Below are 23,867 nucleotides of genomic sequence, written 5' to 3'. Positions count from 1 at the left end.
CCGCCGCCCCTGCCCGGGACGGCTGGGACGGCGCCGGTGCCGGACAAGGGGAGGAGCACCATGCGAACCACGAGGAGCTGGTGGCGGGCGTCGGTGGTGGTCGGGCTGACCGTCGCCGTGGGCCTGCCGGCGGCTGCCGCGACGGCGAAGCCGTCCGCGGAACGTCTCCGGCCGGTTGTCCAGGACGGAGTCACCCAACCGGTGTTCGGGTACGCCGACGCGATCCGCGAACGGGTATTCGTCACCTCCGACGTCGACACCGACAGCGACGGCAAGCGCGACGTCGTCGCCATGGACATCATCCGTCCCAAGGCCAGCGACGAGGGCCTCCGCGTACCGGTCATCATGGACGCGAGCCCGTACTACTCGACCGTCTGCCGGGGCAACGAGAGCGAGTGCAAGGAAGACGTCGACGGGGACGGCCTCAACGACAAGTGGCCGCTCTTCTACGACAACTACTTCGTCCCGCGCGGCTACGCGGTGGTCCTGCTCGACATGATCGGGACCAACCACTCGACCGGCTGCCCGGTCACCGGCGGAACCGCCGACAACATCAGCGCGCCGACGGCCATCGACTGGCTCAACGGTCGTAGGAAGGGCACCAACGCCGCCGGCGACGAGGTTGTGGCCGACTGGCACAACGGCCGTACCGGCATGATCGGCAAGTCGTACGACGGCACCCTGGCCAACGCGGCCGCCGCCACCGGCGTGGAGGGGCTGTCCACGATCGTGCCGATCTCCGGCATCTCCAGCTGGTACGACTACTCGCGCAGCAACGGCCTGATCACCCGCGGCAACAACTACTCGGGCAGTCTCGCCAACACCGTCACGAACCCGGAGCGGCGGGCGTACTGCGCGCCGGTGCGTGAGCAGATGGGCGTGGCGAGCGACGACACCACCGGCGACTACAGCGACTTCTGGGCCGAGCGCGACTACGTTCCGCACGCCGACCGGGTACGCGCCAGCGTCTTCGTCGTGCACGGGATCAACGACGACAACGTCCGTGCGGACCACTTCAGCAAGTGGTGGGACGCCCTCGCCGAGCACAACGTGCCCCGCAAGCTCTGGATGACCGGTACCGGACACGTCGACCCGTTCGACTTCCGCCGTGGCGAGTGGGTCGACACCCTGCACCGCTGGTTCGACTTCTGGCTGTACGACGTCAAGAACGACATCATGAAGGAGCCCCGGGCCGACATCGAGCGGGCTCCGGACGTCTGGGAGACCTACCGCGACTGGCCGGTTCCCACCGCCCAGAAGACCGAGGTGTTCCTGCGGCCCGGCGCCGAGGGTGCCGCGGGTGCCCTCTCGGTCCGTCCGCAGCCCGGCCGCAAGGAGTCCCGCACCTTCCAGGACACGCCGTCGATGAGCCAGACCAACGCGATCCGGCACCCGTCGGACCCGCAGGCGAACACGGCCAACCGGCTGGTGTTCCTGTCCGAGCCGCTGCGGGCGCCGCTGCACATCTCCGGCACCCCCGTCGTGCGGATCAAGGCGTCGGTGAACGGCGAGGACACCAGCTTCGCCGGTCTGCTCGTCGACTACGGCACCAAGACCCGCTTCGGCACCGCCGGCGACGGCATCCGGACGCTTACCGAGGAGGACTGCTGGGGCGAGCAGGCCACCTGGGGCGGGTACGCCGAGGACGCCTGCTACCGGGAGACCGCCAAGAACGTGGCCACCGATCCGCAGGCTCTCGTCACGAAGGGCATCCTGGACGGGCTGAACATCGACTCGCTGTCCACCTCGACGCCGCTGGTGCCGGGTGAGAAGAACGCCGTGGACGTGCCGCTGCTGCCGGAGGACTACGTCTTCGACGCCGGCAACCAGATCGGTGTGGTGCTGCTCGGTTCCTACTCCGGCTACAGCAGCCGGGCGAAGCAGAACCAGGCCGAGATCACCGTCCACTTCGACAGCAGCCGGATCGAGCTGCCGGTGGTCGGCGGCCGGAAGGCGGCCGAGAAGGCCGGCCTGTGACATCGGTACATCAGGCCGAGTGACGAGCGGGCGGGGCGACGAGGTCGCCCCGCCCGCGCCGGTTCGGGTACCCGATCCGCGCCGTTGTCCCGAGCTTCCCGGCCCGGCCGATCGTGCTGACGGCGAGTGACCCCGCCGGGAAAACGGGCAGGATTCGTCTCCCGCTCGGCATGACCGAGGCGGTCACCCGACCGCTGTCAGGCCTGGCTGCTAGCGTTCCGCGCCATGTGGATCGAGGAGACCGTGTCGGGGCGCCCGGCATGGCGGCACACACCGTCGGGTGTGGTGTTCCGGAAGGTTCCGGGCGGCATGTTCCGGATGGGCCTGTCCGACGCGGAACTGGACGCGGTACGTGCCATCGAACGCAGTGGTGGGGTCGAGGACACCATCGAGCCGTTCCTTGCCGGAGCCTGTGACTCGCAGCCGGTACGCGAGGTGCGGGTCGAGCCGTTCCTGATCGCCCGGCACCCGTTGACAGTGGCGCAGGTCCGGCATTGGCTGCCTGAGTACGAGGACCCGTACGCCGAGACGGAAACGGCCACCGCCCGGCTCGAGGACGACCTGGACGATCTGCTCGAGTCGTTGCCGTTTCGGCTGCCCAGCGAGGCGCAGTGGGAGTACGCGGCGCGGGCCGGCACCACCACCTTGACCTTTCGCGGTGACGGGAAACCGGGCGAGGACCAGCTGCTCGACGACTTCGGCGACGAGACGCGGACGGCCGCAGGGGAGAATGCGTTCGGGCTGGCGGCGATGGGGTCGGCGGGCGAGCTCTGCGCCGACGTGTGGATCCCCGGGTTCACGGGGGCGCCGGCGGACGCGCGGCCACGCACCGGCGACGGGCCCCGGACCGTACGTGGCGGAGCGGCGGACCTCTATCCGTGGCAAGGCTGCGACGAGTGGCTGCTGCTGCTCTCTGCCACCCGGTACGAGCACGCCCAGTTCACGGCGGTTCGCCCGGTCGCCCCGCTGCCGAGCCGGGCGGCGATCACAGATGTCCGTACATCGTCCTGATCGGTCCCGACAAGAATATCCACGCCAAGGTCAGCGACCAGGCGGCGCTGCGGGCGCTGCGTGACCTCGTGATGAAGTGACGGACGTTTGAGGGGGTACGCCCCGGGCAGATATTCGTGACCGACCATGCGAATCAGGGAGGCCACGGATCATGTCGAAGGGTGACATCGAGACGTACCACGAGGACGGGCAGTGGAAGAACCGTCCCGAGGGCAACCAGCGCGCGAGCAGCACCCACGGCACCAAAGCGGAAGCGGAGGCCGCGGGCCGGCAGACCGCCGTTCAGCGCGACGCCGAGCACGTCATCAAGAAGCAGGACGGCACCATCGGCGAGAAGAACACCTATCCCCGCAGCCGCGACCCGCGCGAGATCGAGGGCTGACCGCCGGTGCCGCTCACGGTTCGGTGGCGTCCGGACCTCCGGACGCCACCGCTGACCGTGGCCGATCGGCAGAAGGTGTGTCCAGGTACCTAGCTGGGTGGGTGCTGGTCGCTCGCCCGGCGCCCCGCAGGCTTCCGCGTGGTCATCGGATCGCCCGGAAGCGGAGTGCGATGACCGGCCGCAGCGGCAGGGCGATGAGCAGTGCGGCCGTGACCAGGAGACCGCTGACCCAGACCGGGCCGAGGTCGCCGGCTCCGGCCTCCAGGGTCGCTGCCGCAACGACGGGACCGCCGGCGGCACCGACGTTGAGCGCCGCGGTCGCGTACGACCCTCCCATGGTGGGGGCGCCTGCTGCCTCGTGCAGCACCCTGGCGATGAGGGTGCTGCCCAACGCGAAGGAGAGTGCGCCCTGCACGAACACGAGGGGGAGAAGCGCCACCGGCCGGGTGGCCAAAACCGCCAACGCGACCCAGCCGAGTGACAGCAGCGGGCCGCCGACGGCGACCACGATGCCGGGACGCCGATCGGAGAGCCGTCCCGCGAGGGTGACGCCGACGAGGGAGCCGACACCGAAGAGCACCAGCACGACCGGGACCCACAGCTGGCTCAGGCGGGCGGTGTTGGTCACGATCGGTGCCAGGAAGGTGAATGTGGCGAAGGTGGCGGCGTTGACGAGGGCGCCGAGCAGCATGACCAGGAGCAGTCTGGGCATCGCGAGCTGGGCGATCTCGTCGCGTAGCGACGACCGGACCGGACTGTCGCGAGGCGGCGGCCCGACCCGGGCGGGAATGCCCTTCACGACGCCGACGGCAGCGGGAAGGCAGAGCAGAGCGACCGCCCAGAAGGTTGCCCGCCAGCCGAGAACCGTGCCGAGCGCCGCGCCGCCGGGGACTCCGGCGATGGTCGCCACCGTCGTACCCGAGAGCAGCACCGCCAGCGCGCGCCCCTTCTGATCGGATGCGACGAGCGCGGCCGCAGTGCTCAGTGCGACAGCGAGAAAGCCCGCGTTGGCCAGGGCGGCGAGTGCCCGGGTGCCGAGCAGTACCGCGAAACTCGTGGTGAGTGCGCCCGCGACGTGGGCGACGGCAAAGACCAGCACGAAGCCGAGCAGGCTGGCCCGGGCCGGCCAGCGGCGCGCGAGGGCCGCAGTCAGTGGCGCGCCGACGATCATTCCGGTGGCGAATGCCGTGATCAGTAACCCGGTGGCTCCGACCGGCACATCGAGGCTTGTGGCGATGTCCGGCACCAGGCCGGCGAGCATGAATTCCGAGGTGCCCATGGCGAAGATCGCCACGGCAAGCAGGTACAGCGGCAGAGGCATCGAGTGCTCCGAGGTGAGGGAGAACGAGGAGACGTCTCGTCACCGCGGTCAGCGTCCGGGGGTGCGCGACTGCCCCACGCAGCGTGGGCTGCTGGGGAGCGGCGCTGGAACTCAGTGGTTCAGGGGGCTGACGGGGTGACCGAAAGCCCCCGCCTTGGACGCCTCGGGGCTCGACATGCCGCAGACGTTACTCAGACCCGCCGGTCATCGCGCAACCGAATTCCGTCCGTGGTCTCGCCGTCGCATCCCGAACCTATTGACTTTCGATAGGTTGCGAGCGATAGTCGATACATGGTTACGGAACGTCGAGCGGTAGCCGCTCTCAGAGTCTTCCTCGTGTTGCTGTTCGGGATCCTGGTCCTGTTCCAGACCATGTCGCTGCCCGGGCAGTTCGCCCACATGGCCAAGGAATCGCCGCAAGACGCCTACCTCAGGTGGCCGTTGACCGCCATCACGATCTTCTGGGTGCTCTGCGTCCAGGTGGTGATCGTGGCCACCTGGAAGCTGCTCACCATGGTCAAGAAGGACAAGATCTTCACCCAGGCGTCCCTCGCCTGGGTGGACGCCATCGTGTGGGCCATCGCCGCCGCGTGGGTGGTGCTGCTGGGCGTGTTCCTCTACGTCGGGTTCAGGGCGGACGATCCCGGCGCACCACTCCTGCTGTTCCTGCTGTTGATCGGCGTCGCGGTGTTCGGGCTGCTGATCGTGGTGATGCGTGCGCTGCTGCGCCAGGCCACCACGCTGCGTACCGACATGGAAGCGGTGATCTGATGCCGATCGTCGTGCGCATCGACGTCCAGCTGGCCAAACGCAAGATGAGCGTCGGTGAGTTCGCCGAACGTGTCGGGTTGACGCCCGCGAACGTAGCGGTGCTGAAGAACGGCCGCGCCAAGGCCGTCCGGTTCAGCACGCTCGAAGCCATGTGCCGGGTGCTCGACTGCCAACCCGGTGACCTGCTCGAGTGGGTCGAGGAATGACCGTCCTGCCGAGGATGCCGACCGTCTCTGCGCCCCACGCCCGGTCCCGCTGATCATGAAGTTGTGGTCACGACACGCCGTGCCGGGCGACCAAAACTTCATGATCACCGCGGGCTGCGGGCTGCGGGCTGCGGGCTGCGGGCTCGTCCGCCGGAAGGAGATCCGATGAGGTATTTCGTCGTCGGCGCCGCCGCGATCCTCGCCATCGCGCTCGGTGTCGCCGGCGTCGTGTTCGGTGAGGCCGACGACTCGCCGGGCCTGCAGGCCCTGGGCGCCGCGCTCGTGATCGCCACGATCGTGTTCGGCGTACGGACGGTCCTCCGCCGACGGCGCCGGTGAACAGCAGGAGCACGCCGTCAGTCCTCCGGGCGGTACGCGCCGGTCAGCCGGCCCAGCTTGAGCGCCAGGTGCAGGCAGAGCCGCTCGTTGCCGTCCTTCAGATCGGTCTCGGCGAGCTCCTCGATCCGCTGTAGGCGGTAGTAGAGGGTGGTCCGGTGCAGCCGGAGCTGCTCGGCGGTGGCGTGGGCGTTGCCGGCCAGGTCGAGGTAGCGCTCCAGGGTCCGCAACAGCACCGGGTTCGGCTGCTCTCGCAGCAACCGTTCGAGGCCCGGGTGCACGTCGGCCATGTCGAGGTGCCGCCCCTCCAACCTGGAGAGCACCCGGTAGACGCCCAGACCCGACCAGGAGACCAGCGCTCCGAGGGCGGGAAGTCGTACGCCGACCCGGGCGGCCTGCAGCGCCTCACCGTACGACCCGAAGGCCTCGGCCAGGCCGGAGCGCGTCTGCCCGATGCCGACGACGGCACGTTCCACCGAGCCGAGGCCGCGGGTCGTGTGCCGCAGGTTGTCGTCGAGAAGTTTCGCCGCGACCTCGGGGGAGGGCCGTCCGCCGCCCCGGCCGCCGGCGAGCAGCAGCACCCCGTGGTCGTCGCGGACCAGGTGCAGCGCCTCCCGGGTGCCGACCCAGCGGCGGGTGGTGACCAGCGCCTGCTCCAGGGCGAGCCGGGCGAGCTCGTCGAGCGGCTCCTCGTCGGGAGGGACGAGCTGCGCCACCAACGCGGTGGCCGACCCGTCGGCGATCATGCCGGCCTCGCGCAGGGCGCGTACCGACCGGACTCGGGTCGGCTCGTTGTCGGAGAGCAGCGTGCGCGCCGCCTCGGTCTCCCGCTGCGAGGCCAGCTCGCCGAGCAGATTCTCCCGGTAGAGCGCCAGTGACAGCTCGCTCATCAGTCCGGTGGCAGCGATGTCCGCGTCGGCCATCGTGCCGTCCGGGTCGATGAACCAGACGAAGCCGAGCAGCAGGTCCTGGTGGCGGATCGGCACGCAGATCCGGGGCAGCAGGTCCAGTTCCCTGGAGGCTGGTGTGCGCACCGGCTCGCGGGCGTCCATGATGCCGACGTTGCGGAACCAGGCCATCACCTCCGGGGTGGTCTGCCGGCGAAGGATCGAGGCGCGACGCACGTCGTCCATCGGGCCGGTGTGTTCGCTGTAGACCACCACCCGTTGGCGCCGGTCCTCGATCAGCGCGGGTCGCCCCGCGTACGCGGCGAGCGCGTCGACGAGACGTTGCAACTCATCCTGCATGGGATCCCTCCGGTCACCCCCTCGCTGGACCACTCTCGGTGGACAAGTACCCACCGGTGCGACCTACCGAGCCTCGTGGCCCGGCCGCGCCAAGGCCGCACAGAACGATCATGCTGGTCGCCATCGACGGGGACAACCGCCTACCGGCCCGTAGCTGGGCGAGCCGCCCGCCGATCGGGCCGGCGCCGTCCGGGTTCTCCCGTTTCCCACACATCCCGGCGCCGCGTCCACCACAGTGGTGCCGTGGTTGAGGAGGCGACATGAGCGGGCTGCGCACCGACCTGTACGAGTTGCGGATGGCCGGCAGCTACCTGCGGCGCGGCATGACCGAGCGGGCGACGTTCAGCCTCTTCGCCCGCCGCCTACCGCCGCGGCGCGGCTTCCTGGTGGCGGCCGGGCTGGCCGAGGCGCTGACGTTCCTGGAGCAGTTCGCGTTCGACGCCGACGACCTCAGCTACCTGCGCGACGTCGGCGGCTTCGACCAGTCGACGCTGACCGCGCTGTCGACCATTCGGTTCACCGGTGACGTCTGGGCCGTACCGGAGGGCCGGGTGGTGTTCGCCGACGAGCCGCTGCTCGAGGTCACCGCGCCGATCGCGGAGGCGCAGCTGGTGGAGACCGGCGTACTCAACCTGATCACCTTCCACACCACGATCGCCAGCAAGGCCGCCCGCTGCCGCATCGCCGCCGGCGACGCCCAACTGATCGACTTCGCGTTCCGGCGTACGCACGGGATCGAGGCCGGTGCCGGCGTCGCCCGGGCGTCGGCCATCGCCGGCTTCGCGGCGACCAGCGACGTCGAGGCGGCGCACCGTTACGGGCTCGTCCCGTCCGGCACGATGGCGCACTCCTATGTGGAGGCGTTTCCGGACGAACGGTCCGCGTTCCGGGCGTTCGCCACCGACTTCCCGGTCAACCCGATCTTCCTGGTGGACACGTACGACACGCCGGCCGGAGTGTGGGCCGTCGTCGACGTGGTCAGGGAACTGGGGTTGACCGGGCCGCTCGGTGTGCGGCTCGACTCCGGCGACCTCGCCGCGCTGGCCCGGCAGACCCGGGCGATCCTCGACGAGGCGGGGCTGCCCCGGGCCCAGATCGTGGCGAGCGGCAGCCTCGACGAGCACGTCATCGCCGGGCTCGTCGAGGCGGGCGCACCCATCGACGGGTACGGGGTGGGGACGAAGATGGGCGTGGCGTACGACGCGCCGTCGTTGGACAGCGCGTACAAGCTGGTCTGCATCGGCGACCGGCCGGTGCTGAAGCTCTCCCCCGGCAAGGCCACACTGCCCGCTCCGAAGCAGGTGTTCCGGGACCCGGCCGGCGCCGCCGGTGACGTGGTCGGGTTGCGCGACGAGCCGGTACCGGCCGATCGGGAGCCGCTGCTCGTTCAGGTGATGCGCGACGGTCGCCGGCTCGATCCGGCCGACCCCGTGGAGGCGGTACGGGCCGCCCGCCGCCGCTTCGACGCCGAACTCGCCTGGTTGCCCGAGCCGGCGCGGCGACTGGCGGAGCCGGAGCCGCTGACCGCGACGGTCAGCCCGGCGCTGGCGGCGCTGCACGAGCAGGTGGCCGCGCGGGCGGGCCGGGCCGGCGGAAACTGACCCAGTCGATCGGCACGCGTCGATTACCGCTGGTCGCAGTCACACTCGCCGTTCAGCTCACCGGGCCGCCCGTTCGTCGCGCCAACTTCACCGATCATCGTCGATGCGCTGTCGGATGATCACGGAACGTGATTTCATCACCCGCGCCGGCCGGCCACCCCATCAGGAACTCGGGACGAGGAGCTGAGCGTGACATCGAAACGTCTACGAGTACGTCTGGCCGTCGCCGCAGCGCTTACCACGGCGATCGGTCTGCTGCCCGCGAGCGCCACGGCGCAGCCCCCCGGCCGGGCCGACTGGATCGGCAGCTGGATGGCGGCGGTGGCCGAACCGAGGACCACCGGCACGTCGGCGACCGGCTTCACGGACACCACGCTGCGGCAGGTGGCGCACCTGTCGATCGGCGGCGACAGCATCCGCGTACGCATCAGCAACGTCTACGGAACCACGCCCCTGACCGTCGGCGCCGTCACGGTGGCCCCACGTACCGGCGGATCGGGAACACCGCAGGTCGACGGGAGTGACCTGCGCCCGGTGACGTTCGACGGCGATCGTTCGGTGACGATCCCCGCTGGAGCCGAATGGTGGTCCGACCCTCTGCCGATCAAGGTTGCCGCAGACTCCGACCTGGTCGTGAGCACCTATCTCCCCGGCCCGACCGGTCCGACGACCTGGCACCCGGCCGGCTACGCCACCTCCTTCCGCGCCACGGGCGACGCCACTTCGGACGCCGGCGGCGCGTACACCCGGCTGGACACCGCGCGGTACTTCCTCTCCGGCGTGGACGTCGTCTCGCGGGCGGCCGGATCGGTGATCTTCTTCGGCGACTCCATCACCGACGGGGTCATCTCGACCGTCGACGCGAACCTGCGCTACCCGGACCAGGTGGCCGACCGGCTGGTGCAGGGACCCGAGGCCCGGCGGTGCGGCGTACTGAACGCCGGTATCAGCGGCAACCGGTTGCTGGCCAACGCGGGCTCGGCCGGCGACTCCGCCCTCGCGAGGTTCGACCGTGACGTGCTCGGGCAGGCCGGCGTCCGTTCGGTCGTGCTGCTGGAGGGCATCAACGACATCGGCAACAGCCGCGGTGCCCTCGAACCGGAGCAGCTCATCGCGGTGTACCGGCAGTTCATCGCGAGGGCGCACCAGGCGGGTATCCGTGCCGTGGGCGCCACGATCACGCCGTACGAGGGCGCCGGCTACTACAGCGATGCCGGCGAGGCCGATCGGCAGGCAGTCAACCAGTGGATCCGTACCTCCGGCGAGTTCGACGCGGTGGTCGACTTCGACGCCGTGACCCGTGACCCGGCGCACCCCGGCCGGATCAACCCCGCGTACGACTCGGGAGACCACCTGCACCCCGGCGACGTCGGCTTCACGGCCATGGCGCGAGCCGTGAACCCGCGCGACGTCTGCTGAGAGCGGGAAACGACATGAAGAGATCATCGGCGCTCCGCGCCGCTCTCGCGGTCGGGCTCGTGTTGGGCGGGCTCACCGCCCCACAGGCCGCCCTCGCGGCTCCCGTGCCCATCCGAGCCGCCGACGGGGCGTACGTGGCGCAGGAGACCGTCGTCGGTCCGCGCCTGGTCGACCTCACGATCCAGTCGCCGGCCCTCGACACGACGGCGAACGTGCGGCTGCTCACCCCCGACGGTTGGGAACAGCGCAGCCGCGGCGACAAATGGCCCGTGCTCTACCTGCTGCACGGCTGCTGCGACTCGTACCTGAGCTGGACCCGCTCGACCGACGTCGCGAGCATCCCCGAACTTCGGGACGTCCTCGTCGTCATGCCGGAGGCCGGTGCCGCCGGCTGGTACAGCGACTGGTGGAACGGCGGCCGGGGTGACGCCCCGGCGTGGGAGACGTTCCACCTTCGTGAGGTACGCCAGATCATCGAGCGGGGATACGGCGCCGGCCCGAAGCGGGCGGTGGCCGGACTGTCGATGGGCGGATTCGGCGCACTGTCGTACGCGGCCCGCAACCCGGGGATGTTCCGGGCGGCGGCGTCGTTCAGTGGTGTGCTGCACCCGCTGAAGGACGCCTCGTACTGGTTGCCGTTCTTCGGGCGCACCGGGCTCGACCCGTACGACCTCTGGGGCGACCCGGTGGCACAGCGGCGGATCTGGGAGGCGCACGATCCGTACCATCTCGCGAAGCGGCTGCGCCACACGGCGCTCTTCGTGGCCAGCGGTGACGGCACGGCGGGCGGACCGTTCGACCCGCCTGGTGTGACGAACAGCCTCGAGGCGCTCATCTACCAGGAGAACGTCGACACCGTCGACCGGCTCCGCGAGGCCGGCGTCTCCGTCGAGACCGACTTCTACGGTCCCGGCACGCACAGCTGGCCGTACTGGCAGCGCGAGCTGCACCGGGCGCTGCCGATGCTGTTGGACGCGTTGAAGACGGGACGCGGCGTGGCGGGCCACTCCGTCGAGTAGTGCGGGCGATGCCCGCCGCCGACCGGCCGGTCAGCGGCGGGCATCGCCCATGCACGGCCGACACGGCACGTGAATGCGACTGGGTGTTCTGCCCGGCCTCTCGGTCCTGGTCGCCGGTGCTTGTCCTCCGTCGACGTCCCGGACGCCCGGCGTCGTCGCTCGGCCGCCGGGCGGCACCTGGCGGCCGTCCGGCCGTCCGGTGGGGGAGTGCTCCGGTCTAGCATTCACGAACATGAGCACGGGGATCGCCGCGACCGATGTCACTCGCCGCCGGGTACCTCCGGTCGTCATCGGGTCCAGCCTGATGCTGGCGCTCAGTGGCCTGGCTCGACTCGCCCAGGCGGCAGCGGAAGCGGCGGTGCAGGGCGCCTACCTCAGGGCGCACGAGAGGGTGGGCACTCCGAGTGGCTTCGCCGCCCTGCCGATGGTCTTCCTCATGGCCGTGGGCCTGGTCGTGGCGCTCTCCGCCCTCGCCTTCCTGGCCCTGGCGCTGGCGAATCTCGGCGGTTGGAACTGGACACGGATCGTCACCTGGATACTCGGCGCGGTGACGTTGGTGTTCGCCGGTTTCTGGCTCGTACTGAACCTGCTGCCGTCCGACGACGGCGTCAGCGCTCTGGACGGCACCGACTGGGACAGCGTCCACGCGCTCGCCGGCCGGCTCATGCCCGGGTGGGCCGAACCCGTGGGCGCAGTCTCCGGGTACGTGGCTTCCCCCGCGCTGCTGGTCGCCCTCGTGCTGCTCGCGCTGCCGCCCACCAACGCCTTCTACCGGCGGCAGCGCATCTCGCCGTACGAGCCGCTCATCCTGTACCCCGGCGCGACGCTGCCGCACCCGAGCGGCCGTCCCTGACCGCGTGCCCGCGGGATCCGCAGGATTTCCCGGCAGTGCCCGATAAATAGGACAAACCGGGATAGATTTAACGTATGGCGGTCGGTGAGTGAGCGCCCGCTCATCGGTCGTCGACGTGTCCGCCGATGCGCCTGCCGGTTACTGGACCGCGCCCAGGCTGCCTTCGTCCTGCCTTCCGGAGCACGTAGTCCTCGCCAGGTTAGGTAAGTCACGATGTGCAACCTCCTGCCCTGCCGTCTCCATTTCACGACTGCGCCGTTCCCGGCGCCACGCGATTGGGGACCCTGATGAACACTCCAAGAACCCGGCCGGCGAACGACCAGCGGTCATCCGCCCCGGCCCATCGGTACGTCCCACGCCGGATGGGGCGCGCGGGAGTCCTCGGCGACGCGCTGGCGGAGCGCGCCGAATGAGCGGGCGCGGACCGTCACGTCGCGGACTGCTGGCCGCGGCGGTGCTGGCCATCACGGGCGGCGGCGCGGCCGGGGCGAGCGCCGTCTGGCGCCTGACCAGTGGCGGCGAGTCGGCGTCCGACCCGGAAGGCCGAGCAGCTTCCGCCGCGCGAACGCCCAGTCCCACACCCGACTACCTGGCCGCAGCTCGGGTGAAGATCGAGGCGTACGTGCAGCGAGTCGGGAACGGCCAGGTCGCGGTGGCAGTGAAAGATCGGGAGTCCGACATCGCCGTCACCGTCGGCGACGCCCGATTCCAGACGGCCAGCATCGTCAAGGTCGACATCCTGGCGGCCCTGCTGGTGCGGGCGCAACTGAGGAACCAGAAGATCACGGACAGCGACCGGCGCAACGCCAAGAAGATGATCACAGCGAGCGACAACGACGCCGCGACCGCGTTGTACCACCGGATCGGCGGAGAGTCGGGGTTGACCACGGCGAACAGGACCTTCGGCATGAAGGAGACCAACCCCAAGGCGTCGTGGGGGATGACCACCACCACCGTGGCCGACCAGATCCGTCTGCTCACCTCGCTCACCTACGCGGACGGCCCACTGGACGAGGACGGTCGGGCCTACCTCTTCGACCTGATGAGCCAGGTCGAGGAGGACCAGGACTGGGGAGTTCCCGCGGCCGCCGATCCGGGGACCACCGAGGTCTACGTCAAGAACGGGTGGGACACGATCAGCGCCGACGGCGGGCTGTGGCAGGTCAACACGATCGGGCGGCTCGTCGAACCGGGACACGACTGGCTCGTGGCCGTGCTCTCCAACCACCACAGGACGCAGGCGGCAGGCATCCGGAAGGTCGAGGCCGTGGCCAAGTACACCCTCGACGAACTGCGAAAGATCCCCACCGCGCCGACTGCTTGATCAGTCCCGGCGCAGGGCGAACCAGCCCACCCCGACGAGGGCGATCACCAGCGCCGCGAGGCTCATCGCGATCCCGACCGGCCGGGACACCGGCAAGCCGCCACAGCGGAAGGCAGGACCTGGAGATCGCGGTCGGATTCGAACCGACGTTCATTCGCTTTGCAGGCGAAGCCCTGACCACTCGGGCACGCGATCCTGCGGCATGGCTCGGTCGGATCGTCGAGTGTCATGCGCGGTGAGGGTGGGATTCGAACCCACACGGCCTTTCGGCCCAGACCGTTTTCGAGACGGCGCCCGGCACCAGATCGGGTGGCCTCACCTGAAGTCGGGTAGACAGGATTCGAACCTGCGGTCTCTTGCTCCCAAAGCAAGCGCGCTGCCAAACTGCGCCACTACCCGCCCGAGCGGCCGTCTCGACGACAGCCGGAGATACGTAGCGCCCCCAGGACGGTTCGAACGTCCGGCCTCTTGATTCGTAGTCAAGCGCTCTCTCCACTGAGCTACGGGGGCTTGGCGAAGGGTGGGAGATTCGAACTCCCGGCGGGGTCGAACCCGCTCCGCGTTAGCAACGCGGCGCCATAAACCAGACTCGGCCAACCCTTCATGATGTCCTCGTACCGTCTCCGGCGTCGAGGGTGGAGCAGCTCCCGGACCAGGATTCGAACCCAGCTCTCCGCCACCAGAGGGCGGCGTCATGCCGACTAGACCATCCGGGAAGGGGCGGCGGCGGGTGTGGAAGACCGCCGGCCAGATTTCCCTTGCCATCCGCTGTGGAGTTGTCAGTGACCATCTCCGGGTACGAAAAAGCCGCCCGGTCCCTTCGCTGGGTGGGCGGCTGCGCGCGTTCGAAAGCGGTCAGCCACTCCACCGGCATCGGCGGCTGGGAACAGAGGAGGCGGTGACGGCTGGGCACCGTCCGCCGCGCAGCGATGAACGCGGCTGCGGCGCGGGGCTCGGCTGGCGCATCATGACCGGTTACTCCTTGCTGATCGGTTGACGTAGACGGTAGGCGCGGGGTGATCGCGCCGGCAATTCATTTACCTCCGGCGGTGCGCTGTGCACGGCGAGGTGATGGGCACCAGGTACGGAAACCGGGAGCGTCCGTTTCGGCCAGAAAAACGATCAAGGCCGTGACCCGCGGTTCCACGGGTCACGGCCTTGATCGTTCGCGTGTCCGAAGGCACCCGAACCGCGGCGGGGCTCGGCTTTCAGCCGATGTAGCCCTTCTCCGTCAGCCAGTCCTTCGCGACGTCCGCCGGATCCTCACCGTCCACATCGACCTTCGCGTTGAGTCCGACCATGGTTGTGTCGTCGAGCTCCGCGGCGATCGGCGCGAAGATCTCCTTGATCTCGGGGTGCTCCTTCAGTACGTCGGTCCGGACGTTCATCGATCCGTTGAAGGGCGGGAAGAACTGCTTGTCGTCGGTCAACACGGTGAGACCGAGCGAAGCCACCCGGCCGTCGGTGGAGGTGATCGAGCCGAAAGCGCATTCGCCCTTGTCGACCTGGTTGTAGACGAGGGCGTCCTGCACGTTGGAGACGTTTGCCGGCGCGAGCTTGAAGCCGTACGCCTTCTCGAGGCCGGGCAGGCCGTCCGGACGGGTGGAGAACTCGCCGCCGACGCAGAAGGTGGCGTCGGCGGGGTTGCTGGCGACCAGCGCGGCGATGTCGGAGATCGAGGTGACGCCGAGCCGCTCCGCGGTCTCCTTGCTCGCCGCGATCGCGTAGGTGTCGTTGAACGGCGCCGGGTCGAGCCAGGTGACACCGTTTGCGGCGTCGGCGTCGCGGACCGCCTCGAACTGCGCCTTGGCCCCGGGGATGCCCTTCTCCTTCTGCAGGTAGGTGACCCAGCCGGTGCCGAGGTACTCCCAGTAGAGGTCGATCTCGCCGGAGGTCAGCGCGGCGCGGACGGTCGTGCTTCCCTGCAACCCGATCTGGTCGTCCACCTTGGCGCCGGCGGCGGTGAGCGCGAGCTTGGTCAGGTTTCCGAGGATGAGTTGCTCGGTGAACTCCTTGGAGCCGACGGTGACTGTCGCGCCGGAAAGGTCGAACTTCTCACCGATGCTGCCGCTGCCCGCGACATCGTCGTTGCCGTCGCTGCCGCACGCGGCGACGAGCATCACCAGCGTCAGCGCGCCGGTGAGTACCGGCCAACGGCCGCGCTTCTTCGTGTTCCTCATGTTCCTCCTCTGATATCTGGCGGCTCGGGATGTAGCCGCGGAGGTCATAGCCCCTTGGGGCGAAGAGCGTCCTCGACCATGCCGGCCACCCAGTCAAGGAGCAGCGCCAGAACCGCGGTGAGGACACTTCCGGTGACGAGAACGGGCATCCGGTCGAAGCGGATCCCCTGGTCGATAAGGAATCCGAGGCCGCCGGCACCGACGAAGGTCGCCAGGGTGGCGGTGCCGACGTTGATGATGAGTGCCGTACGGATGCCGGCGAGCAGGACCGGCACGCTCAGCGGTAACTCGACGCGGCGGAGCACCTGCCAGCCGCTCAGGCCGATTCCCCGGCCCGCCTCGACGAGCATGCGATCGACCTGGTTCAGGCCGACGATGGTGTTACGGAGGACCGGCAGCGCGGCGTAGATGACCAGCGCATAGACGGCCTGGTCGAAGCCGATGCCGACGGTGATCGCCATCAGCACCAGGACCCCGATCGACGGTATCGCCTGTCCGATGTTGGCGACGGCGAGCACCACCGGGGAGAACCTACGGACCGCCGGCCGGGTCAGCATCACCCCCAGGGGTACCGCCAGGAGGACGACGATCAGTGTCGAGACGAAGGTGAGCTCCACATGCTCGATCAGCTTCGCGCGGATCGTGTCGGCGTTGAGACTCGCCTGGGAGATCCGGTCGAGATCCTGGTTTCGCACGTAGAGGTACAGGGCCACGCAGGCGGCGGCGAGGAGGGCCGGGGTGCCCAGCCGGCGCCAGAACCGGGACGGTCCGCCGAGTTCGGCGAGTACATCGTCGGCGTCGGGCGCGGCCTCGCGGGTCCTGACTCCGAATGCTGGGATGGCCACCTTAACCGGCCTCCATCGGCTGGACCGCTGCGTGCCGGTCGCGGGCCTGGGAACTCTCCCGCATCTCGTCGATGGCCCGCATCACCGTACGCATGTCGACGATGCCCTGGTACCGCCGCTGGTCGTCGACGACGATCGCGCACCCGACCCGCGAGGTGACCATCTCGTTCAGCGCGTCGTGCAGTGTGGCGTGGGGTTCCACAGTGGCCGTCGCGGGAAGCCCCACCCGGTCGAGGGATTCACCCGAGCGGGTCAGATCGTGGCCGGTGACCCAGCGAACCGGCCGCTGGTCCTCGTCGAGCAGCAGCAGTGACCCGTGATCACTTTCCGTGAGGGACTGCCGCAGCTGTGCCCGGTCGTCGTCGAGCCGGCCGACTGCCCACTGGTTGAGCTCCACGTCTCGGACCCGGCTGAGGCTCAGGCGCTTGAGCGACGCCCCCGAGCCGATGAAGTCCGCGACGAAGTCGTTGGCGGGAGCCGTCAGGATCGCCTCGGGAGTGTCGTACTGCGCGATCTTCGATCCCTTCGTGAGGATCGCGATCCGGTCGCCGAGCTTGATCGCCTCGTCGATGTCGTGGGTGACGAAGACGATGGTCTTCCGAATGTTGCTCTGCAGGCGGAGGAACTCGTTCTGGAGGCGTTCGCGGGTGATCGGGTCGATGGCGCCGAACGGCTCGTCCATCAGCAGCAGCGGAGGGTCGGCGCTCATCGCCCGCGCGACCCCGACCCGTTGGCGCTGGCCGCCGGACAGTTCCTTCGGGTACCGCGCGCGGTAGGCCGACGGCTCCATGCCTACCAGGTCCAGCAGTTCGTCGACCCGCTCGGAGATCCGGGCCCGGTTCCATCCGAGCAGCCTGGGCACCATGCCGATGTTCTCGGCGATCGTCATGTGCGGGAACAGGCCGATCTGTTGGATGACGTAGCCGATCCGGCGGCGCAGCTGGTCGGCGTTGACGTGGGTCACGTCCTCGCCGTCGATGAAGATGCGTCCGGAGGTCGGTTCGATGATCCGGTTGATCATCTTCAGGCTGGTGGTCTTGCCGCAGCCAGAAGGTCCGACGAGAACCACGATCTCGCCTGCCGGTATGTCCATTGTGATGTTGTCCACGGCCGGTTCGGCCTGACCCGCATAGCGCTTGGTCAGCGACTCGAGGCGGATTGACGCCGCGGTAGCGGTCTCTTGTTCATGCGCAGGCATCACAGCCCCTTCGATGTCGTCAACTTGGAGAGCATGCCGAGGACGCCGTCCAGCAGCAGCGCCAGCACCGCCACGAAGAGGGTTCCGCTGAAGGCGAGGTTGAACCCGCGTTGGGTGCCGATCGCCGAGAGCCCCTGGAAGATCGGTCCGCCGAGGCCCGGCCCGTTGACGATGGCCGCGATGGCGGCGATCCCAACGATCATCAGGGTCGACACGCGTACGCCGGTCATGATGATCGGCCAGGCGAGCGGTAGCTCGACGCGGAGCAGCCGCTGGCGGCGGGAGAGTCCCATTCCCTGTGCCGATTCGACGACAGCCGGATCGATGGAACGCAGCCCGGTGATCGTGTTGCGTGCGATGGGCAGCAGTGCATACAGCACCAACGCGACGACCGTGGGCACCGCCCCGAGACCGAAGATCGGAATGAACAGTCCGAACAGGGCGAACGATGGGACGGTCAGGAACGTGCCGGTCACCGTGAGTACTGCTCTGGCTCCGCTCTGATTGCGATAAGTCGCCAGGCCTAACCCGAGCGCGATCACAGTCGCCAAGACGATCGTGACGAGCACCACAAGCAAATGCTCGAAGGTCAGCTCGAGCAGGTCAGACCACTCTCGTTCCAGATATGCGGGCACGCCGGAGATGTAGTCGAGGAAGGTCATTGGCAAGCCACCCTAACGGATGGTGTTTCACGTTTGACGAGGGCCCCTCGCCGGTGTCGGGATTCCCGTCGCGCAACTGCTGTCAGCTGCCCCGTTTGGTGCCGCTGAACCCTCGTGAAGGGACCATGCCAATTGCCGTCCGCGGGGTCCCGGTGTAGCGTCGAGAACCTGTGCAGCGGGCGGTGGTAGCTCCGCGACCTCGTTCTACGGGTCGGCTGTAGAGCAGGTCCAGGCATGTCTGAACGGCCGGATCGAGTTGCTCAAATGCTCCCTCGTGGTGCGGGAAACGGACAACCGATAGCAGTTGGTCGGTCCTTTACATCCGACAGGCAACGGTTGTCGACAGTGGCCCTGGTCATTGCGAAAAGCCCCTGATCGTGCGATCGGGAAGGCGCGGAGTGCCACCGGTCGGCCCGCCGCCGGCGCCAGGAATGTGACGTGATCCGGAATGGGGAATGAAGCAGGCCAAGCCGAGTCGACACCGGCTGCGACAGGGCCGCACCGCCGGCAAGCCACGGTCACCGTCGCCGGCCGACCGCACGGGTGCGGCCCCGTGCAGACATGGCTAGAAGTGGTGGACTGTTCCGGTGGCGACGGCGCGGAGCTTGTCGGGATTGGCGACGTTGTGAACGCCGGTGACGGTGCCCTCGTCGTCCAAATCGAGGGAGAGCGTGGCGATGACCCTGCCGGCGCCGCGGAACACCATCCCCGCCTGCCCGTTGAGCTCGACCAGCTCGACGATCATGTCGGCGGGTTCGATGCCCTGGTAGGGCCGGGCGGCGATGCCCGCGAACCAGGTCGCCACCCGGTCCGCGCCGATGATCGGGCGCATCGCCTGCCGTACCTTGCCGCCACCGTCGGTCCACAGCGTCACATCGGGCGCGAGCAGTTGCATCAACGTGTTGATGTCGCCGCCCATGGCGGCGGTGAGGAAGCGCTCGGTGACCGCCCGCTGCCGGTTGTGATCGGCCTGGAAACGCGGCCGCCGGGCCTGCACATGCCCACGGGCGCGGTGGGCGGCCTGCCGGACCGTCTCCTCGGAACGCTCGACCGCGTGGGCGATCTCGGCATAGGTGAAGCCGAAGGCCTCCTTGAGCACGAAGACCGCGCGCTCGAGCGGGGTCAGCGTCTCCAGCACCACCAGCAGCCCCATCGACAGCGCGTCGGCGTTGGCCACCGCGTCGGCCGTGTCGCCACTTGTCAGGATCGGCTCGGGCAGCCACGGACCGACGTATGTCTCGCGTCGGGCCCGCGCCGAACGCAATCGGTCCATCGCCAGGTTCGACACGATCCGCACCAGGTACGACTTCGGGTCCGCCACCCGCGAGCGGTCGGCCGCCGACCATTTCAGCCAGGTGTCCTGCACCGCATCCTCGGCGTCGGTCACGCTGCCGAGGATGCGGTACGCGACGTGGAACAGCAGCCTCCGGTGTTCGTCGAAGGCGTCGTTAGGCTCGTCCGTCACCGGGTGAACCGCCCGCCCCGGCGCCAGGCGAAGGATCCCATGGCGGGGAATGCACTCAGCCGCTGGAACGACGGCCACGGTGCGTAACTCACCGTCTCCTTGTACCAGACGGCCGGGCGGCCACTCAGGAAGAACCGCTTGGGACTGTCGTCGGGACGGGTGAACTGGATCACCGCGTCACGGCGGCCGAGGCTGACCGGGGTGTGCACGTACCCGAACCGGAAGGGCCGGGGCTGCTTGCCGTCGAGCTCCCGCATGATCGACGTCGCCGCGTGAACGCCGGTCGGCATGCCACTCTGGCAGGTGCCGTGCATGACGCCGTAGCCCTGTTGGATAGCGGCGGCATCGCCGATGACGTAGACCTGCGGATGGGACACCGACCGCAGGGCCGGGTCGGTGACGGCGCGACCCGTGTCGTCCACCCGCAGGCCTGCCGCGGCGGCCAACGGCGGGACCCGCACGCCGCTGGTCCAGAGCACGATGTCTGCCGCGATGCTCGCCCCGTCGACGAGATCCACCGATCCGGGGCGCACCTTGACGACCTCCACGCCGCTGACGACGCGTACACCGAGTCGGGCGAGAGCGATGTGGAGGTACGCCCTGGCCTTCGGACCCATCGTCGACCCTGGTTCCCGCTTGCCGAGCAGCACCACGTCGAGGCCGGGGTGCTGCTCAGCGATCTCGGCCGCGGCCTCGACCCCGGTCAACCCGCTTCCGCACACCGCCACGGTGCCGCTGCCGAGGCTCGCCAGCCTTCGCGCCAGCATCTCGGCGTTGTGGGCGCTGTCGAGCGTGTGCGCGTGTTCGTCGACCCCGGGTACGGCGTCGGTGTCGGCGGTGGCACCCAGCGCGTAGACGAGCCGGTCGTACTCGAGATCCCGCTCGTCGTCGATCCGGACGCGGCGGGCGCTGACGTCGATGCCGGTCACCCAGCCGCGGACGAACTCCACCCGGGTGTCGGCCAGCAGTTCCGGGATGCGCAGGTCGGCCAGGCGCTGCCCCGATGCGGTCTGATGCAGCCGCAACCGTTCGGTGAACCGCTCCTCGGCGTTGACGATGGTGATCTGGATGTCCTCGCGGCGCCGGGTGCGCCCGGCGAGGCTGACCGCCGCGGTGAGGCCCGCGTACCCGGCGCCGAGGATCACGATCTTGTGCATCTGTCTGCCCTCTTTCGTGTTGACGACGAACACGGGACGGGGCAGTGGGGCTGGATCGTGAGCCCGGGTGACCTGGATCACATCTGGGTCGGTGCTGGCCGCTGGGCCAGGGAGGTTCTACGGCTCGTCGGTACGCACGATGGTGGCCAGCACCTCGTTGAACGCCTCGGTCGAACTCGGGTGGGTGTAGACGGCGTCGCGAAGTTCGGCCGCCGTGATGCCGTGCCGCATGGCGAGCGCGACCGTGTTGATGAGTTCCTGCGCGTCGATGCTCAGTAGGGCGGCGCCGAGGATCTGATCCGTGTCGGCGTCGATCACGAACTTCATGACCCCGCGGGTCTCCTCGACGGCGTACGCGCGCGGCATCGCCACGATCTCCGCGACGGCCTCCCGTGCGATCTTCACCCGGTGTCCCGCCTCCCGGGCCTCCCGCTCGGTCAGGCCCACACTCGCCAGCGGCGGGGTCATGAACAGGGTGCGGGGGACGATCCGGTCGGCCGTCGATCGGAGGCCCTCGCCGGTGAGCTGGTCGAGGACGACTCGGCTGTCGTCGAGCGACAGGTAGGTGAACTGCGGCCCGCCTCGTACGTCGCCCAGGGCGAAGATGTGGGGTTGGCTCGTCCGCAGGTGCTCGTCGACCTCGACCGCCCCGGCCCGGGTGGTACGGACACCGGCGGCTTCGAGGTGGAGGTCACGGGTCGCCGGTGCGCGGCCGGCGGCGGCCAGGATGGCGTCGACCTCGACGGTGTGCTGCTCGCCGTCCTTGTCGTACACGATCGTGGTGGCGCTGCCGCCGTCGCGCACCTCCATCACCCGCGCCGCCGTGACGATGTGGATGCCCTCGTCGACCAGGATGTGCGTGGCCACCGCGGCGACGTCGTCGTCCTCACGAGCGAAGATCCGGTCGCTGCGCTCCAGCATGGTGACCTGCGCACCGAACCGGCGGTAGATGGCGGCGAACTCGATACCCAGGTAACCGCCGCCGAGGATCGCGAGCCGTTCCGGCAGGGTGGCCGTCTCGATCAGCTCGGTGCTGGACACGAGGTACCTGCTCGTGGCGAGGCCGGGGATGTCGGGGACGACCGGTTCGGACCCGGTGTTGATCAGAATGGTGTCGGCGGTGACGGTGAGCTGCTCGTCGCGAGTGACGACGGTGACCGTGTGCGGGTCGGCGAAGGTGGCGCGACCGGTGATCACGGTTACCGTGTCGATGCTGCTCAACGTGTCGAAGTTGCCGCGCCGCATCATCTCCCGGGTCTCCTGGACCTCCTGGACGGACCGTGCGTACCAGTCCTGCGCCGGATCCTCGGGGCGGCGCCGCTGGGACCGGTGCACGAGTCCCTTCGTCGGTACGCACCCCACGTTCGGGCAGGTGCCGCCGTACATGCGCTCCGACTGCTCCACCAGCACGACTCGTTTGCCGGACCGGCCCAACGTGGCCGCCGCGGTCTTGCCGCCCTTGCCGAAACCGATGATGAGGACGTCGGCCTTCAACGTGCTGCTCGTGCTACCCATGGCTGCGGCTCCTGAGAAGTGCGATGTCGATCAGCGGCGGACCCGACACGAGGTCGTACGCGGGCCGATCTTGGGCATGCACGGCCCCGCCGGCACGTGGGGAGGCGCTCGACCGGGCCTCGGGCGTCATGTCGACGCGTTGCCCCGCCGCCACCCGGTCAGATGGCCCGGCTCACGGTAGTCGGCAAGCCCGGTGGCCGGGTATCGGCCGCACTTATGGCACCCATAAGGAGGATGAAGAGGCGGCGTCCCGCCGGCGGGTTCACCCGTGCCGGCGGGACGGCGGCCCGAGGGCGTGTGTCGAAGTCCCTGGCCGGCCTGCGGCGCGCCCAGACGACGACCGGCGGCGTCGGCGCTTCGTCCGGATACAACACCGGTATCCGGACGAATCCCCGACTTGCCGGACCGCCGCCTGGACTCCGCCTCGGCTCGACCGAAGGCTTCGACACACGCCCTAGAAGCCGGGGAAGAGCCGGCGCAGGTCGTCGAGAACCACGTCGCCGGTCACATTGACGCCGTCCTCGGGCCGGTTGCGGCCGTAGATCAGCCGCAGGAGTGCCTCGGCCGTACCGGTCACGGTGGCGGCCGGGTTCTGCGGCGCGCTGTCGATCAGGTGCAGCTCGTCGTGCAGGTCGAGCGTCCGGGTCCGGTCCGGCAGTCCGAGCGCGAGCTGCTTCGGGGCGAGGCGCTGAAGGACGTCCGCGTCCCGGAACCGGGTGGCGACGAGATCCAGGCGGTCCCAGAGCAGCTCGACCTCAGCCGCCGGGATCGTCGCGGCGGGGTCGAGAGCGACCTCGATGTCCCACGCGTGGACCGACTGCTCGGACAGCCGGTACCCGAGGTAGGTGGGAAGGCTGAGCAGGCCGGCGAAGTACGGCACCCGGACCGCTTCGAGCTGCTGGGCGTCGAGCGACGCCAGCAGTGCCCGGTGGCGTCGGTCGGCGCCGAGCCAGGCCTCCCGCTGGGCGGGGGCGGACAGCGCGTCCCAGCGTTGCCAGATCGGCCGGACGTCGTCAACGGTCGGTGTGGTGGTGTCGCCGTCGATTCCGCGCTGCACCAGCATGGTGGAGATCTCGGCGCCGCTGCCGAGATGGGACAGCACCTGTGCGACGCTCCAGCGGTCGGCGAAGGACGGCCGGGCGAGAACGTCGTCGGGCAGGTCGCGGACGGTCTTGAGGAGCCGTTCGGAGCTGGTGTTCAAGGCGTCGAGCCAGGTCGCGGTGTTCATGCTGCATTGCAACGACGGGATGGCGGGGATGTCTTTCCCCAGGGTCAGAGGGATCACCGAGTGCGGCCATAAGGAAAACTTCTGGCGCTGGTCGGCGCGACGAGCCGCGCGCCTTCTGCGACGCGAGAGGCCGGCTTCCGTCGGACGCCG

Annotated in this window: 21 protein-coding genes and 6 tRNA genes; 11 read left to right on the top strand and 16 right to left on the bottom strand. The window is 69.4% G+C overall.

The window, feature by feature from the left end:
- Window positions 1–60: 60 nt before the first annotated feature.
- From BXA10_RS22510 to BXA10_RS22500, 3 genes are all read left to right on the top strand, one after another.
- Window positions 61–1,977 carry a Xaa-Pro dipeptidyl-peptidase gene (locus tag BXA10_RS22510; RefSeq protein ID WP_076472793.1) on the top strand — a complete coding sequence of 639 codons (1,917 nt, stop codon included), beginning with the start codon at window positions 61–63 and terminating at the stop codon, window positions 1,975–1,977.
- Between the two features lie 225 nt (window positions 1,978–2,202).
- Window positions 2,203–2,988 (top strand): formylglycine-generating enzyme family protein, encoded by a 786-nt coding sequence (locus tag BXA10_RS22505; protein WP_076472792.1) that lies wholly within the window; start codon window positions 2,203–2,205, stop codon window positions 2,986–2,988.
- A 151-nt stretch (window positions 2,989–3,139) separates the two neighbouring features.
- Window positions 3,140–3,370 carry a DUF2188 domain-containing protein gene (locus BXA10_RS22500; protein ID WP_076472791.1) on the top strand — a complete coding sequence of 77 codons (231 nt, stop codon included), beginning with the start codon at window positions 3,140–3,142 and terminating at the stop codon, window positions 3,368–3,370.
- Between the two features lie 142 nt (window positions 3,371–3,512).
- On the opposite strand, the gene BXA10_RS22495 is transcribed toward BXA10_RS22500, so the two are convergent.
- Window positions 3,513–4,691 (bottom strand): Cmx/CmrA family chloramphenicol efflux MFS transporter, encoded by a 1,179-nt coding sequence (locus BXA10_RS22495; RefSeq protein ID WP_076472790.1) that lies wholly within the window; start codon window positions 4,689–4,691, stop codon window positions 3,513–3,515.
- A gap of 336 nt (window positions 4,692–5,027) precedes the next feature.
- Between BXA10_RS22495 and BXA10_RS22490 the strand changes: the two genes are divergently transcribed.
- The 3 genes from BXA10_RS22490 (at window position 5,028) to BXA10_RS31610 (ending at window position 6,007) form a co-directional block, all read left to right on the top strand.
- Window positions 5,028–5,462, top strand: a complete 435-nt coding sequence (locus BXA10_RS22490; RefSeq protein WP_245828371.1) for a DUF2975 domain-containing protein — start codon at window positions 5,028–5,030, stop codon at window positions 5,460–5,462.
- Window positions 5,462–5,668, top strand: coding sequence for a helix-turn-helix domain-containing protein (locus BXA10_RS22485; RefSeq protein ID WP_076472788.1), 207 nt, complete (start codon window positions 5,462–5,464; stop codon window positions 5,666–5,668). Before BXA10_RS22490 ends, BXA10_RS22485 begins: the two co-directional genes overlap by 1 nt.
- Window positions 5,669–5,833: 165 nt before the next feature.
- Entirely contained in the window at window positions 5,834–6,007 is a 174-nt protein-coding gene (locus tag BXA10_RS31610) for a hypothetical protein (protein ID WP_175649274.1), read from the top strand.
- Window positions 6,008–6,024: 17 nt separating this feature from the next.
- Here BXA10_RS31610 and BXA10_RS22480 read toward each other — a convergent pair whose 3' ends face one another.
- Window positions 6,025–7,251, bottom strand: a complete 1,227-nt coding sequence (locus BXA10_RS22480) for a PucR family transcriptional regulator (RefSeq protein WP_084753157.1) — start codon at window positions 7,249–7,251, stop codon at window positions 6,025–6,027.
- 260 nt (window positions 7,252–7,511) lie between these two features.
- Between BXA10_RS22480 and BXA10_RS22475 the strand changes: the two genes are divergently transcribed.
- The 5 genes from BXA10_RS22475 (at window position 7,512) to BXA10_RS22455 (ending at window position 13,467) form a co-directional block, all read left to right on the top strand.
- Window positions 7,512–8,852 (top strand): nicotinate phosphoribosyltransferase, encoded by a 1,341-nt coding sequence (locus BXA10_RS22475; RefSeq protein ID WP_076472786.1) that lies wholly within the window; start codon window positions 7,512–7,514, stop codon window positions 8,850–8,852.
- 189 nt (window positions 8,853–9,041) lie between these two features.
- On the top strand, window positions 9,042–10,271 hold the full coding sequence (locus tag BXA10_RS22470; RefSeq protein WP_076472785.1) for an SGNH/GDSL hydrolase family protein: 1,230 nt from the start codon (window positions 9,042–9,044) through the stop codon (window positions 10,269–10,271).
- A gap of 14 nt (window positions 10,272–10,285) precedes the next feature.
- Entirely contained in the window at window positions 10,286–11,290 is a 1,005-nt protein-coding gene (locus BXA10_RS22465) for an alpha/beta hydrolase (RefSeq protein WP_076472784.1), read from the top strand.
- Between the two features lie 232 nt (window positions 11,291–11,522).
- The gene (locus BXA10_RS22460; protein WP_076472783.1) at window positions 11,523–12,143 is read left to right on the top strand and encodes a hypothetical protein; all 621 of its coding nucleotides are present in this window, start codon (window positions 11,523–11,525) and stop codon (window positions 12,141–12,143) included.
- A gap of 409 nt (window positions 12,144–12,552) precedes the next feature.
- On the top strand, window positions 12,553–13,467 hold the full coding sequence (locus BXA10_RS22455; protein WP_076472782.1) for a serine hydrolase: 915 nt from the start codon (window positions 12,553–12,555) through the stop codon (window positions 13,465–13,467).
- Between the two features lie 120 nt (window positions 13,468–13,587).
- Here the strand turns inward: BXA10_RS22455 and BXA10_RS22450 are convergent.
- From BXA10_RS22450 to BXA10_RS22390, 14 genes are all read right to left on the bottom strand, one after another.
- Window positions 13,588–13,662: transfer RNA gene (locus BXA10_RS22450), tRNA-Cys, on the bottom strand.
- Between the two features lie 38 nt (window positions 13,663–13,700).
- Window positions 13,701–13,787: transfer RNA gene (locus BXA10_RS31605), tRNA-Ser, on the bottom strand.
- Between the two features lie 5 nt (window positions 13,788–13,792).
- A tRNA-Pro gene (locus tag BXA10_RS22445) sits at window positions 13,793–13,866 on the bottom strand.
- 38 nt (window positions 13,867–13,904) lie between these two features.
- Window positions 13,905–13,977 (bottom strand) — tRNA-Arg (locus BXA10_RS22440).
- A 1-nt stretch (window position 13,978) separates the two neighbouring features.
- Window positions 13,979–14,070, bottom strand: a tRNA-Ser gene (locus BXA10_RS22435).
- Window positions 14,071–14,111: 41 nt separating this feature from the next.
- Window positions 14,112–14,183: transfer RNA gene (locus BXA10_RS22430), tRNA-Gln, on the bottom strand.
- A gap of 492 nt (window positions 14,184–14,675) precedes the next feature.
- On the bottom strand, window positions 14,676–15,647 hold the full coding sequence (locus BXA10_RS22425; RefSeq protein WP_175649273.1) for a glycine betaine ABC transporter substrate-binding protein: 972 nt from the start codon (window positions 15,645–15,647) through the stop codon (window positions 14,676–14,678).
- Window positions 15,648–15,691: 44 nt separating this feature from the next.
- Window positions 15,692–16,492, bottom strand: coding sequence for an ABC transporter permease (locus BXA10_RS22420; protein ID WP_076472781.1), 801 nt, complete (start codon window positions 16,490–16,492; stop codon window positions 15,692–15,694).
- 1 nt (window position 16,493) lies between these two features.
- Window positions 16,494–17,690 (bottom strand): betaine/proline/choline family ABC transporter ATP-binding protein, encoded by a 1,197-nt coding sequence (locus tag BXA10_RS22415; RefSeq protein WP_076472828.1) that lies wholly within the window; start codon window positions 17,688–17,690, stop codon window positions 16,494–16,496.
- Window positions 17,690–18,352: an ABC transporter permease gene (locus BXA10_RS22410; protein ID WP_076472780.1), complete on the bottom strand. Its 663-nt coding sequence runs from the start codon at window positions 18,350–18,352 to the stop codon at window positions 17,690–17,692. The genes BXA10_RS22415 and BXA10_RS22410 overlap by 1 nt, the downstream gene beginning before the upstream one ends.
- Window positions 18,353–18,917: 565 nt before the next feature.
- Window positions 18,918–19,817: an RNA polymerase sigma-70 factor gene (locus BXA10_RS22405; RefSeq protein ID WP_076472779.1), complete on the bottom strand. Its 900-nt coding sequence runs from the start codon at window positions 19,815–19,817 to the stop codon at window positions 18,918–18,920.
- Window positions 19,814–20,974, bottom strand: coding sequence for an NAD(P)/FAD-dependent oxidoreductase (locus BXA10_RS22400; protein WP_076472778.1), 1,161 nt, complete (start codon window positions 20,972–20,974; stop codon window positions 19,814–19,816). Before BXA10_RS22400 ends, BXA10_RS22405 begins: the two co-directional genes overlap by 4 nt.
- A 117-nt stretch (window positions 20,975–21,091) precedes the next feature.
- On the bottom strand, window positions 21,092–22,489 hold the full coding sequence (locus BXA10_RS22395) for an FAD-dependent oxidoreductase (protein WP_076472777.1): 1,398 nt from the start codon (window positions 22,487–22,489) through the stop codon (window positions 21,092–21,094).
- Window positions 22,490–22,943: 454 nt separating this feature from the next.
- Window positions 22,944–23,717: a maleylpyruvate isomerase family mycothiol-dependent enzyme gene (locus BXA10_RS22390; protein ID WP_076472776.1), complete on the bottom strand. Its 774-nt coding sequence runs from the start codon at window positions 23,715–23,717 to the stop codon at window positions 22,944–22,946.
- Between the last annotated feature and the right edge of the window lie 150 nt (window positions 23,718–23,867).

Origin of the sequence: Micromonospora avicenniae (assembly GCF_900156065.1) — a bacterium.
Taxonomy (GTDB): Bacteria; Actinomycetota; Actinomycetes; order Mycobacteriales; family Micromonosporaceae; genus Micromonospora; species Micromonospora avicenniae.
This window is presented reverse-complemented; position numbering and strand designations above follow the sequence as displayed.